The organism is Dyella soli, assembly GCF_054482295.1.
Genome location: NZ_JBTFFU010000001.1, coordinates 1,956,453 through 1,969,029, shown reverse-complemented (window position 1 = coordinate 1,969,029; position 12,577 = coordinate 1,956,453). Strand labels below are relative to the sequence as shown.

The following is a 12,577-nucleotide window of genomic DNA, read 5'->3' as shown; positions in this document are numbered from 1 at the left end:
GCGTTGTCGACAGGCGGACTATATCGCGCCTCCGTTCAGCTTTGTCGCCGCCCCCGCCAGATGAGGAACCTGGTGCGTTTCCGGATGTCAAAAAAGCGTGATTCCGGGAACCAGGTCTCTTTGCGGGGCGCAAATTCTTGGTGTTAGCAAAAAGTAAAATGTGCTATCTTTAGTCCCGATCGTCTCTGGGAGGGGGCGACCCGTCCCGATAGTCAAAGGCCCGCGGGGGTTTTCGCGTACATGCGTCGTCTGTTGCTTGCATTGCCACTGTTGCTCATGCCGTTTGTCGCGGCAGGGCAGTCTGCGGCCAGCGATTCATTCGACGTGGCGAACCGCCTGCTGATGCAGAAGCCCGATCAGGTGGCCGAAATCGGCCCTGGCGTGGGCGTGCCTCTGTGGCGTGGTGCCGACGGCCACTGGCTGGCGCTCAAGGTCGACAGCAAGAACCTGACGTCCGCGCAGCGCGCCGACGCGCCGCTGCAGTTCCGTGCGGTGGACGCCGCCTCGGTGCTGTCCAGCGACCTGCAATACGGCCTGGCTCCGAACCTGCAGGCGCATCTGGGCGTCAGCGAGCACAACTGGGTCAACAACCAGGCGCCGCGCGTGATCGGCAGTGAAGTGGGCGCCACCTACAACGGCGGTCGCTACAGCCTGGGCGTCAGCGTGGGTGCCGACAGCGTTCCCGGCAACACGTCGTTGCCCCGCCTGCTGCCAGGCGTCACGCCGGGCGTGAATGGCCTGTCCGGTTTTGACGGCAGCACGCAACTCAATGCGCGTGGACGCCTTGCGCTGGATGGCAAGAGCGGCATCGACCTGGGGGCCAGCGTGGGTCGCGTGCGCCTGTTGCCGGGCAACCTGCTGGGCGTCAACACGCTCGACCAGAAGGCGCTGAGCTTCGGCGTCGACCGTGGCCCGCTGAGTGGCAGCATCGTCGGCCGCGTCATGCAGCCCGAGACCGCGATTCCCGGAGCCGGCTACAACCAGGATCGCCGCTGGAGCAGCATCGACCTGGGCGTGACCTGGCGCTTGCCGTGGCAGGGTGAGTTGAGCATCGGTGCGCAGAACCTTTGGTCGTCCGGCAGTGCGGTGAATACCCCGATGGGTCCGGAGCCGGACCAGTCGCGCACGCCTTACGTGCAGTACCACCAGGATCTTTGAGGCGGGCTGGCGCAGTCCCGCGCAGCTCGATCCGCAAGTCATGAAAAACGCCGGGCCTGCCCGGCGTTTTTGTTTGCCCGCGTGGCGGATCAATCCTGGCGGCGGATGCGCAGGTCGCCGCTGAACGTTTCGATGCTGATCTTGCCGTTGCCGGCGCCCGTGGTCGTCTGCAGTTCGCTGCCAGGCCCATGCTCGACCTTGCGGACCGTGCCGAAGTCGCTGCGCAGGTCGCCGCTGAAGGTGTTGGCGTGGATCGTGGCCGAGGTGCTGGCGGGAATCTGCAGTTGCACGTCGCCGCTCATGCTGTCGACGTCGAAGCTGCCGTTCGGCGCGAGGCCGCCGGCCAGCTGTACGTCGCCGGAGACCGTGCTGAGGTTGAGCTTGCGCCACGGCCCGCCACTCACGCGAATGCGTCCGGACACGGTCTGCAGCTCGGCCTCGTCGCCGACGTTGGGGGCGAGGATGTCGCCGCTGACGGTCTGCAGTGCCACCTTGGTCGCGCTGCCTGCCAGTTCGATGCTGCCACTGACGCTGTCCACATCGGCCGAAGGCGTGCGGGCGTTCACGCGGGCCTTGCCGCTGACCGTGTTCACCTTGATCTTGCCGCCGTCGATGCCATCGATGCTGAGCGGTGCGCTCACCACGTCGACATCCAGCGAGGCGCCCCTGGGCACGCGCACCTCGAGGGTGCTGGCGGCCATCGAGGTGTCGCTGTTCCAGTTGAACCAGCCGGACTTGCCCTGCGATTCCACCTTGATCGACATGTCGCTGCTGCTGCCCGCGATGGCGAGCGGCTTGGCGCCGTCGCCGAGGCGTCCGCTCACCTCCACCTGGTTGCGATCCCAGGCGGTGACGCTGACCGAGCCTTTCACGTTGCTGATGCTCACGCGCACGTTCGGCGTGGCGTCGTGGCTGAGGTTGATCGGCGTATCGGCCAGTGCCTGGCCGATCGACAGGCTGAGCAGGAGTGGAACGAAGAGTGCGGATTTCATGGTGAATGCTCCTCTGGACTCAACCAGCCTGGTGTTCCATCTGACGCAATTGCGATTGCTGCTTCTGGGTGCGGAACAGCAGGCGCTGCAGTGCGGGCGAGCCGGGCGCCTGTTGCATGGCCTGGCGCAACTCCATGCTGGCAGCGTCGAGCTCGACGGCGGCGCCGGCCAGCCGTGGGTCGGTCGGGCGCCAGCGCGCGGCATCCGGCGTGACGCTGGCCGTGTTGGTGGCCAGCGGACGATCGCGCAGGTGCACCGCGATGCCGCCGGCGAACAAGGCCATGCCGGCAAAGCTCGCGGCCAGCAGCCAGGCCTGGTATCGCTGCGAGCGGCGGCGCGCCGGGGGCGCGCCCGTGCCTGCGGCATCCAGCGCGGCATCGAGGTCCGGCCACAGGTCGCGGCGGGGCGTCACCGGTTCGCGCAGGGCGCGGGTCTGGCGGAGCCATTCGAATTCGTTCATGAGCGTTCTCCCAATACTTTCCGCAGCAGTCCGCGTGCGCGATGCAGCTGCGCTTTCGACGAGCCCACTGCCATGCCCAGCTCGGCACCGATCTCTTCGTGCCGCCAGCCTTCAATGTCATGCAGCACCAGCACGGCGCGCGCGCGCGGCGGCAAGCTGCCGATGGCGCGTTCGAGCTCCTCGCGCTCGGCGGCGCAGAACGGCGTTTCGCCGCGATCCGGGATGCTGTCTTCATCCATCATGCTGACCGGGTCGGCGCCGCGCGCCCTGATGTCCATCAGCGCGACGTTGACGGCGAGCCGGTAGAGCCAGGTGCCGAACGCGCTTTCGTGGCGAAAGCCGGCCAGCTTCTGCCAGGCCCGCACGAACGCGTCCTGGGTCAGGTCTTCCGCACGCGCATGGTCGTAGCCGGCAAGCCGGTAGATGGCGCCGTAGATCCGGTCCACGTGCAGTCGATAAAGCCGGTGGAAGGCCTGCCGATCACCCGCGGCGGCCGCGTGCACGTCGTCCGTGTCGGTGGGCTCCGCGGCGGGCGCAGGCGGCATCGGGCTTCCGTTGGCAGGGCAGGCTGCAATCATCTTGCCAGCTTGGATGCGCGTGCGCGTGGCAAGGTTTAGAGGGGCGTGCCGCAGGGCACTCCACCGGCCGCGCGGGGCGGCCGCTGGAAGGCGCTGGGGTCAGGAGGCGATGGCTGCGCGCGGCGCCGTGGCCGCCGCCAGCGCGCTGGCCACGCGTTGCTGCTCGTCGTGCAGCGGCTGCGGCATGCGCGTGCCGAAGCTGTGCAGGTAGTCGCCGATGGCGGCCAGTTCGGCCCGCCAACCTTCGTTGTCGACACCCAGCAGCGTGTCGACGGTGCGGCGATCAAGGGCCAGCTCGGCGAGCTTCAGCTCATCACTGGCCGGCACCGTGCCGATCGGCGTCTGCACGCCCGTGGCGCGGCCTTCGACGCGGTCGATCATCCATTCCAGCACGCGCAGGTTGTCGCCGAAGCCCGGCCACAGGAACTTGCCGTCGTCGCCCTTGCGGAACCAGTTGACGTGGAAGATCTTCGGCAGCTTCGCGCCCGCCTGGTCGAACGACAGCCAGTGGCGGAAGTAGTCGCCGTAGTGATAGCCGGCGAAGGGCTTCATCGCCATCGAATCGCGGCGCAGCACGCCGACCGCACCGGTGGCGGCGGCGGTGGTTTCCGAACCCATCGCGGCGCCGATCAGCACGCCGTGGGTCCAGTCATTCGCCTCGAACACCAGCGGGATCAGCGACGGGCGGCGGCCACCGAACACAATGGCGCTGATCGGAACGCCCTGGGCGTCCTCGGCATGCGGCGACCAGGTCGGGCACTGCTTCGCGCTCACCGTGAAGCGCGAATTCGGGTGGGCGGCGGGACCATTGGCGGCGTCGTACGGACGACCCTGCCAGTCGGTGACCGGCGTGCCGGGCAGGCCTTCCCACCACGGCTGGTTGTCCGCCGTTACGGCGACATTGGTGAAGATGGTGTCGCGCGCGATGGTCGACAGCGCATTGGGATTGGTCGCCACGCTGGTGCCCGGCGCCACGCCGAAGTAGCCGGCTTCCGGGTTGATGGCATAGAGGCGACCGTCCGCGCCGGGGCGCATCCAGCAGATGTCGTCGCCCACGGTCCACACCTTCCAGCCTTCCTTGCGGTAGCCCTCCGGCGGAATCAGCATCGCGAGGTTGGTCTTGCCGCAGGCCGAGGGGAACGCCGCGGCGATGTAGTGCGTCTCGCCCGCGGGGTTTTCGATGCCCACGATCAGCATGTGTTCGGCCAGCCAGCCTTCGGACCGTGCCTGGTAGCTGGCGATGCGCAGTGCATGGCACTTCTTGCCCAGCAGCGCGTTGCCGCCGTAGCCGGAGCCATAGGACTTGATGGTCAGCTCTTCGGGGAAATGCATGATGAAGCGGCGGTCCGGATCCAGCTCGCCGGTGGAATGCAGGCCCTTCACGAAGCTGCCCTCGCGCTCGATGCGCGCCTGTGCGGCGGCGCCCATGCGCGTCATGGTGCGCATGTTGATCACCACGTACGGGCTGTCGGTGATCTCCACGCCGCAGCGTGCCAGCGGCGAATCGATCGGGCCCATGCAGTACGGGATGACGTACATGGTGCGGCCTTCCATGCAGCCTTCGAACAGCGCGTCCATCTTGGCGTGCGCCTCGGCCGGGGCCATCCAGTGGTTGTTCGGGCCCGCGTCTTGCTCGTCGCCCGTGCAGACAAAGGTGAGGTGTTCGACGCGGGCGACGTCGGAGGGGCTCGAGCGATGCAGGTAGCAGCCCGGGTGGGTCTGCTGGTTCAGCTCGATCAGGTCGCCGGTCTGCAGCATCTGCTGCACCAGCTGCTGGTACTCGGACTCCGAGCCGTCGCACCAATGGATCTTTGCGGGACGGGTCAGCGCCGCGACCTCATCAACCCAGCGCTGCAGCGCTGCCAGCTTGCTCGACATCATTTCCTCACTCTGGTCTTAAGCCAAAAAAGAACAGAAACGCTAACTTACGTGCACTGGCATGGCAAGGTTCGACGCAGCAAAATGCAACTGGGCGCACCCGGAAATCTCCGCCCAACCCGATAGTTACAGATGCAACTGCAGACCACTTTGCCCGGTGGAATACCAGTGGCCAGGGGCCCAAAGAAAACGCCGCCCGGGGGCGGCGTTCGCGCGAGCGATGCTGCCTGACGAAAGGTCAGGCCGGCGTGAGCGTGCGGATCATGTGCTCGACGTAGGCATCGAATTCGTCGTGGCTGATGCGTGGCAGGCCCAGCGTGAAGTTGAGCTGCAGGAAGCCGACATAGGCCGCATAGGTCAGGCGGGCGCGGTTCAGCGCTTCTTCCGCGGGCAGGCCTGCCTCGCGGTAGATGTTGGTGAGGAACTCCATGCGTCGCTGCGAGACACGCGCCATCACCGGCACCACCTGCGGATGGTCCAGCGCCTTGAGCAGGGCGGCATAGACCCGGTGGGGCGCCAGTTCGTGCGCCACGCGGCGGAACAGCTCCGGCAGGCGCGCGCGAGGATCGGGCATGGACTCGATCTGCGAGATGACTTCGCGTTCGCCGTATTGCTCCCAGCGCTCCAGGGCGGCCTGCAGCAGGGCCTCGCGAGTGCGGAAATGCCAGTAGAAGCTGCCCTTGGTGACGCCAAGCTGGCGGGCGAGAGCCTCCACGGCCAGCGCGCCGACGCCTTGTTCGGCGATCAGCTTGAGGGCGGCGTCTTCCCAATCCTCAGCGGAAAGGCGGGTGCGTTCGGGTTTTGCGCTGACATTCATACGCGCATGGTAGCCCCAGTCAGCCTCTTTGTAATCGGCGCGGATGCAAGTCATTGAATCGTGGGCCGCTGACGGTGCAGTGCGTATTGACGGCGTCGGGAAGCAACTACATACTCATGCGTATGGTAGACATCAACCCCTCAGAAACCTCGATTCACCGCGTCAGCGCGGCCGATGGCCTTGAACTGGCGGTGGAAGTGCGCCATCCGGCTGGCGACCCGACGCTGCTGTTTGCCCATGGCTTCGGCCAGACGCGCGGTGCCTGGCGCGGCGCGGCCACCGCACTCGCGGCCCAGGGCTATCGCTGCGTCAGCTTCGACAGCCGTGGCCATGGCGAAAGCGGCCGGCTGGCGGGTGGTGACTATCACATGGAGCAATTCGTCGGCGACCTGCGCCTGCTGGCGCATGCCGAGCTGCGCAAGCCGATCCTGGTAGGTGCTTCCATGGGTGGTCTGCTGGGCCTGGTGATCGCCGGCGAAATCGATCCCGAGGCGTTTCGCGCCCTGGTGCTGGTCGACATCACGCCGCGCTGGGAAACCGCCGGCGTCGAACGGATCCTGGCCTTCATGCAGGCGCACCCTGATGGCTTCGCCAGCTATGCGGAGGCGGCCGAGGAAATCGCCAGCTACCTGCCGCATCGCGCCGGTCGCAAGAGCGAAGACCAGTTGCGTCCGCTGCTGCGCGAGGGCGCCGATGGCCGCCTGCGCTGGCACTGGGACCCGGCCCTGCTTGGCGGGCTGGTGAGCGAGAGCGAGCGTTACCAGCCCCGCCTGATGGCCGCCGCGGCCAAGGTGCGCGTGCCGGTGCTGCTGCTGTCCGGCGGACGCAGCGACGTGGTTTCGCGCGACAACGTCAACGAGTTCATGCAGCTGGTCCCGCATGCCGAGCACGTGGAATTGCCGCGCGCCACGCACATGGTGGCCGGCGACGCCAACGACGCATTCACCCGCGAAATCGCACGATTCGTGCAAAAACTTGCCACCCCCGGCCGCAGCGATGCGGCCGTGGCCTGAACCCGCGAGATGCCCGTGATCCGCGAAGTCGTCATCCGTAACGAGGTGTTGTGATGTCCGTGATCCTGACCCTGCTGGCGGCGCTCATCGCCACCGGCACCTGCGCCTACCATCGCACCAGCCTGCGCACATGGGCGATCGCCACGGTGATTGCCACCGTCGTGGTCGGCCTGCTTGCCAGTGCTCCGTGGACGATGGTCCTGCTGTTGGCGATCGAACTGCTCATCGCCGTGCCGCTGCTGATGGACGGCTTCCGCCGCAAGCAGATCAGCGCGCCGTTGCTGAAGATGTTCGCGCGGGTGACGCCCAAGCTGTCCGAAACCGAGCAGACCGCGCTGGAGGCTGGCACCGTCGGCTTCGAGGGTGAGCTGTTTTCCGGCAAGCCCGACTGGCATGCGCTGCTCAAGCAGCCCAGGCCCGAGCTGAGCGTGGAAGAGCAGGCCTTCATGGATGGCCCGGTGGAAGAACTCTGCGGCATGCTCGACGACTGGCAGATCACCCACGAACTGGCCGACCTGCCGCCGGAGGTCTGGGCCTTCGTCAAGAAGTACAAGTTCTTCGGCATGATCATTCCGAGGGCGTACGGCGGCCTGGGTTTCTCGGCGCTGGCGCATTCGGCGGTGCTGCAGAAGCTGGCCACCATGTCGGCCACGGTCGCTTCCACCGTCGCGGTGCCCAACTCGCTCGGCCCGGCCGAGCTGCTGCTGCACTACGGCAGCGACGAGCAGAAGAACCACTACCTGCCGCGCCTGGCGATCGGCGAGGAGATTCCCTGTTTCGCGCTCACCGGCCCGTATGCGGGTTCGGACGCCACCTCGATCACCGACTTCGGCATCGTGTGCAAGCAGGTTGTCGACGGTGTCGAGACGCTGGGCATGAAGCTCACCTTCGACAAGCGCTACATCACCCTGGCGCCGATCGCCACGGTGGTCGGCCTGGCCTTCCGCCTCTACGACCCGGAGAAGCTGCTGGGCGACAAGGAAGACCTGGGCATCACGCTGGCGCTGCTGCCGCGCTCGACGCCGGGGCTGGAAATCGGCCGGCGCCATTTCCCGCTGAACGTGCCGTTCCAGAACGGTCCGCTGCATGGCAAGGACGTGTTCGTGCCGATGTCGGTGCTGATCGGCGGTCCGCACATGGCCGGCCACGGCTGGCGCATGCTGGTGGAGTGCCTGTCGGTGGGTCGCGCGATTTCCTTGCCTTCGAATGCCACCGGTGGCGTGCGCGCCGCCGTGGCGGCCACCGGCGCGTATGCGCGCATGCGCAAACAGTTCGGCCTTTCCATCGCCCGCTTCGAGGGCGTGGAAGAGGCGCTCGCGCGCATTGGCGGCCTCACCTATGCGACCGCGGCGTTGTCGCGCGCCACGGCCGCCGCCGTGGATCGCGGCGAGAAGCCGGCGGTGCCGTCGGCCATCGCCAAGTACCACGCGACCGAATGGGGCCGCGTGATCGCCGGTGACGCAATGGACGTGCATGGCGGCAAAGCCGTGCAGCTCGGTCCGAAGAACTATGCGGGCCGGGCGTGGCAGGGTGTGCCGATCGCCATCACGGTGGAAGGCGCCAACATCATGACCCGCAGCCTGATGATCTTCGGGCAGGGCGCCATCCGCTGCCATCCCTACGTGCTGAAGGAAATGCAGGCGTTGTCGATCGCCGACTACGGCGACCGTTTGCGCACGTTCGATCGCGCCCTGTTCGGCCATATCGGTTTCGGCATTTCCAACGCCGTGCGCAGCTTCACGCTGGGCCTCACCGGGTCGCGCTTCGGCGAGACGGCGGGTGACGCCTATACGCGTCGCTATTACCGCAAGCTCAACCGCTACTCGGCGGCGCTGGCGCTGTGTGCGGACACTTTCATGGGTGTGCTGGGCGGCAAGCTGAAGTTCAAGGAAAAGCTGTCCGCCCGCCTGGGCGACGTGCTGAGCTACCTGTATATCGCCAGTGCGATGCTCAAGCGCTATGAGGACACCGGCCGGCCGGAAGCGGATCGTCCGCTGCTGGCGTGGGCGTTCCACGAGTGCGTGTGGCGCATGCAGATGGCACTGGATGGCGCGATCCGCAATTTCCCGGTGCGTCCGGTGTCGTGGTTGCTGCGCGCGCTGGTGTTCCCGCTGGGTCGCCGCGAAGTGCCGCCGTCCGATCGGCTGGGTCGTCGCGTTGCCGCGCTGATCACCGCGCCGGGCGAAGCGCGCGACCGCCTGACCGAATGGACCTACCTCACGCCGACCGCCAACAACACCATTGGCCGCATGAACGCGCTGCTGCCGGACGTGATCGCCGCCGAGCCGGTGGAGCGCAAGTTCGGCAAGGCGCAGAAGGCCGGCCAGTTCAAGTCGCATGAGTACATCGGCCAGCTCGCCGAGGCGCTGCAGGCCGGCGTGATCAGCGCGGCCGAATTCGAGCTGCTCAAGCGCGTGCGCGAAGCCGTGTCCGAGTTCATTGCGGTCGACGACTTCGATCCGGCCGAGCTGCGTGCGGCGGTCACTCGCGCCGACCGCAACAAGAAGCTCGCCGACGCGGCCTGATCAACCACCTCATGTAACCCGGGCGGAGCGCGAGCGCCGCCCGGGCGGGAGACTGCCATGAGCCAGGCACTGTCGCTCTATCGCCGATTGCTTGCCGTGCCGGGCGGTCGCTGGCTGTATGGGCGCCTGATCAGCTTCAAGGCACCGTACTTCGCCACCATTGCGCCGCGTTTCGTGGCGCTGGAGCCGGGGCGTTGCGCGGTGGATATCCGCGATCGTCGCCGCGTGCACAACCACATCGGCACGGTGCACGCGATCGCCCTGTGCAACGTGGCCGAACTGACCGCGGGCATGATGACCGACGTGACCATCCCGCCGGCCATGCGCTGGATTCCGCGGGGCATGACGGTGGAATACCTGGCCAAGGCCAGGGGCACCATGCATGCCGTGGCGATGCCGATGGGCGCCGCCACCGAGTCAGCAAGCGGCTATGCGTGGCCGGTAGCCGTCCGCGTGCACGACGATGGCGGGCAGGAGGTGTTCCGTGCCCGCATCGACATGTGGGTGGCGCCGCGCGCGAAGCACGCCTGACCGATCAGGCGGTGCGGCGCCAGCCGGGTGACACGATGGTGTTGCGGCGGATGGCGATGACCAGCAGCACCGCTGAGCAGCACGAACAGAGCAGCAAGGCCACCACCGAAGCTTCGGCGCCGAACTCGCCGCCGCTCAGCCAGTCCGGCCCGGTGCGGTTGGAGACCAACCAGCCCTGTGCCTCGGTGCCCGAGACGGGAATGCCGAACACCGTGCCCTGCATGATGTTCCACGCGGCATGCAGGCCGATGCAGGGCCACAGCGAACGGGTGACGTGGTAGAGCAGGGCGAGCAGCACGCCGGCCTCGATCGCGATCGCGAGCGAACTCCATGCCGTGGCGCCCGGGTTGAAGATATGCGCGGCGCCGAAGAACAGCGCGGAAATCGCCAGCGCCCACCACGTGCCGAGGCCTTCCTCCACGATGCGGAACAGCACGCCACGCGTGATGATCTCCTCGCCGACGCCTGCACCGATGCCGGTGATCAGCACGGCCGGTACCCAGTCCACGCCGGGGTTCGTGCCCGTCACGTGGTAACTGCCGGCGAGCCACAGCACCAGCACCACGGCACCGAACAGGCCGCTGCCGAGCAGCAGGCCGACCGTTCCCAGCGAGGGCAGGTCGCGCAGCGTGAATTCGCGCATGGGGCGGCGTTCGATCGCCTTGACCAGCACGACATAACTGACCAGCGCCGGCACCAGCGACAAGGCCAGCACGGCCAGCGAACGGGTCAGCGGATCGACGCCCTTGCCGAGCATGCCCAGGCCGGCGACGCCCATGTGGACCACGTTGTACAGCACGAACATCATCGCGGTGAAGAACACGATGCGCGCCAACGGCGAGAACACCAGCCAGCGTTGCCAGCCCGTGGCGTTGGTCGGTGTGGTGAAGACGGCTTGTCCTGCTTGCATTGGCACTGCTCCCCCTGTTGAAGCGGGCAGGGTAGCAGCGCGCACCGCAGATGCGCACCGCGGCTGGCTCCCCCGACGAACGTGCCGGAGGAGCCGGGTGGCGCGGCGCCTAGAGGTCGACCGAGGTCGCGTGCTCGCGCGTGGCCGAGAATCGCACTTGCGGCCAGCGTTCCTGCGCCAGCTGCAGGTTCACCCGCGACGGCGCCAGGTAGACCAGTTCGCCGGCGGCATCGATGCCGAGGTTCATCGCGTTCTTCTCGCGAAATTCCTCGAGCTTCTTGGGGTCGTCGCAATGGATCCAGCGGGCGGTGGCGACGGTGACGTTCTCGAAGCTGGCGTCGACGCCGTATTCGTCCTTGAGGCGATAGGCCACCACGTCGAACTGCAGCACGCCGACCGCGCCGAGCACCAGGTCGTTGCTCATCAGCGGGCGGAAGAACTGCGTGGCGCCTTCCTCGGACAGCTGGGCCAGGCCCTTCTGCAGCGCCTTCATCTTGAGCGGGTCGCGCAGGCGGGCGCGGCGGAACAGTTCCGGCGCGAAGTTGGGGATGCCGGTGAAGCTCACCAGGTCGCCTTCGCTGAAGGTATCGCCGATGCCGATGGTGCCGTGGTTATGCAGGCCGATCACGTCGCCGGGATAGGCGCTTTCCACGATCTCGCGGTCGCTGGCCATGAAGGTGAGCGCGTTGGCGATGCGCACTTCCTTGCCGGTGCGCGTCTGGATCATCTTCATGCCGGCGGTATAGGTGCCCGAGCACACGCGCATGAAGGCAATGCGGTCGCGATGCGCCGGGTCCATGTTGGCCTGGATCTTGAACACGAAGCCGGTGAGCCGTTCTTCCTCCGGCTTCACCTCGCGCGTGAGCGTGGCGCGCGGACGCGGCCCGGGTGCGTGCTCTACGAAAAAGTCCAGCAGCAGCTGCACGCCGAAGTTGTTCACGGCAGAACCAAAGAACACCGGCGTGAGCTTGCCGGCGAGGTACAGCCCGATGTCGAACGGATGCGAGGCGCCCTGCACCAGTTCCAGTTCGTCGCGCAGTTCGGCCAGCGCCTCGGCGCCGATCTTATCGGCCAGGCCCGGGGCATCGAGGCCCTTGAAGATGGTCGAGTCCTGGCGCGTGAAGTTCTTGCCCTGCTCGAACACGTGCACTTCGTCGAGCAGCAGGTGGTACACACCCTTGAGGCGCTTGCCCATGCCGATCGGCCAGGTGAGCGGGGCGCAGGCGATGCCCAGCACCGATTCCACTTCGTCGAGCAGTTCGATCGGCGAGCGGCCTTCGCGGTCGAGCTTGTTGATGAAAGTCATGATGGGCGTGTCGCGCAGGCGGCACACCTCCATCAGCTTGATGGTGCGTTCCTCCACGCCCTTGGCGCAGTCGATCACCATCAGCGCCGAGTCCACCGCCGTGAGCACGCGGTAGGTGTCTTCGGAGAAGTCCGCATGGCCCGGGGTGTCGAGCAGGTTGACGATGCGGCCCTCGTAGGGGAACTGCATCACCGACGAGGTCACCGAAATGCCGCGCTCCTTTTCCAGCGCCATCCAGTCGGAGGTGGCGTGGCGGGCGGCCTTGCGGCCCTTCACGGAGCCGGCCATCTGGATCGCGCCGCCGAACAGCAGCAGCTTTTCGGTCAGCGTGGTCTTGCCCGCGTCAGGATGGCTGACGATGGCGAAGGTACGGCGGCGGCGGGTTTCGGTGAGATGGGTGGACATGGCG

Annotated in this window: 11 protein-coding genes; 4 read left to right on the top strand and 7 right to left on the bottom strand. The window is 67.1% G+C overall.

From position 1 onward, the window contains the following. Positions 1 to 240 precede the first annotated feature (240 nt). On the top strand, positions 241 to 1,158 hold the full coding sequence (locus ACXU4B_RS09090) for a hypothetical protein (protein ID WP_131409757.1): 918 nt from the start codon (positions 241 to 243) through the stop codon (positions 1,156 to 1,158). An 89-nt stretch (positions 1,159 to 1,247) separates the two neighbouring features. On the opposite strand, the gene ACXU4B_RS09085 is transcribed toward ACXU4B_RS09090, so the two are convergent. The 5 genes from ACXU4B_RS09085 to ACXU4B_RS09065 form a co-directional block, all read right to left on the bottom strand. Beyond that, positions 1,248 to 2,150 (bottom strand): DUF4097 family beta strand repeat-containing protein, encoded by a 903-nt coding sequence (locus ACXU4B_RS09085; protein WP_131409755.1) that lies wholly within the window; start codon positions 2,148 to 2,150, stop codon positions 1,248 to 1,250. Between the two features lie 19 nt (positions 2,151 to 2,169). After that, positions 2,170 to 2,610 (bottom strand): hypothetical protein, encoded by a 441-nt coding sequence (locus ACXU4B_RS09080; RefSeq protein ID WP_131409753.1) that lies wholly within the window; start codon positions 2,608 to 2,610, stop codon positions 2,170 to 2,172. Further along, positions 2,607 to 3,155, bottom strand: coding sequence for an RNA polymerase sigma factor (locus ACXU4B_RS09075; RefSeq protein WP_131409751.1), 549 nt, complete (start codon positions 3,153 to 3,155; stop codon positions 2,607 to 2,609). The genes ACXU4B_RS09080 and ACXU4B_RS09075 overlap by 4 nt, the downstream gene beginning before the upstream one ends. 132 nt (positions 3,156 to 3,287) lie before the next feature. Next, positions 3,288 to 5,066, bottom strand: a complete 1,779-nt coding sequence (locus ACXU4B_RS09070) for a phosphoenolpyruvate carboxykinase (GTP) (protein ID WP_131410503.1) — start codon at positions 5,064 to 5,066, stop codon at positions 3,288 to 3,290. Positions 5,067 to 5,304: 238 nt separating this feature from the next. Continuing rightward, positions 5,305 to 5,883 carry a TetR/AcrR family transcriptional regulator gene (locus tag ACXU4B_RS09065; RefSeq protein WP_131409749.1) on the bottom strand — a complete coding sequence of 193 codons (579 nt, stop codon included), beginning with the start codon at positions 5,881 to 5,883 and terminating at the stop codon, positions 5,305 to 5,307. Positions 5,884 to 6,005: 122 nt separating this feature from the next. On the opposite strand from ACXU4B_RS09065, the gene ACXU4B_RS09060 reads away from it, so the two are divergent. The 3 genes from ACXU4B_RS09060 to ACXU4B_RS09050 are packed head-to-tail and all read left to right on the top strand — an operon-like array spanning position 6,006 to position 9,952. Further along, complete coding sequence (locus tag ACXU4B_RS09060; RefSeq protein ID WP_131410501.1) at positions 6,006 to 6,896, top strand: alpha/beta fold hydrolase; 891 nt, start codon at positions 6,006 to 6,008, stop codon at positions 6,894 to 6,896. A 53-nt stretch (positions 6,897 to 6,949) separates the two neighbouring features. Next, positions 6,950 to 9,421, top strand: coding sequence for an acyl-CoA dehydrogenase (locus ACXU4B_RS09055; RefSeq protein ID WP_131409747.1), 2,472 nt, complete (start codon positions 6,950 to 6,952; stop codon positions 9,419 to 9,421). 57 nt (positions 9,422 to 9,478) lie between these two features. Then, positions 9,479 to 9,952, top strand: a complete 474-nt coding sequence (locus ACXU4B_RS09050) for a hotdog fold domain-containing protein (RefSeq protein WP_131409745.1) — start codon at positions 9,479 to 9,481, stop codon at positions 9,950 to 9,952. A gap of 4 nt (positions 9,953 to 9,956) precedes the next feature. Here the strand turns inward: ACXU4B_RS09050 and ACXU4B_RS09045 are convergent, their stop codons facing one another. Together ACXU4B_RS09045 and ACXU4B_RS09040 are read right to left on the bottom strand one after the other, a co-directional pair. Then, positions 9,957 to 10,862, bottom strand: a complete 906-nt coding sequence (locus ACXU4B_RS09045) for a CPBP family intramembrane glutamic endopeptidase (protein ID WP_131409743.1) — start codon at positions 10,860 to 10,862, stop codon at positions 9,957 to 9,959. A 109-nt stretch (positions 10,863 to 10,971) separates the two neighbouring features. Next, positions 10,972 to 12,573 (bottom strand): peptide chain release factor 3, encoded by a 1,602-nt coding sequence (locus ACXU4B_RS09040; protein WP_131409741.1) that lies wholly within the window; start codon positions 12,571 to 12,573, stop codon positions 10,972 to 10,974. Positions 12,574 to 12,577: the final 4 nt, after the last annotated feature.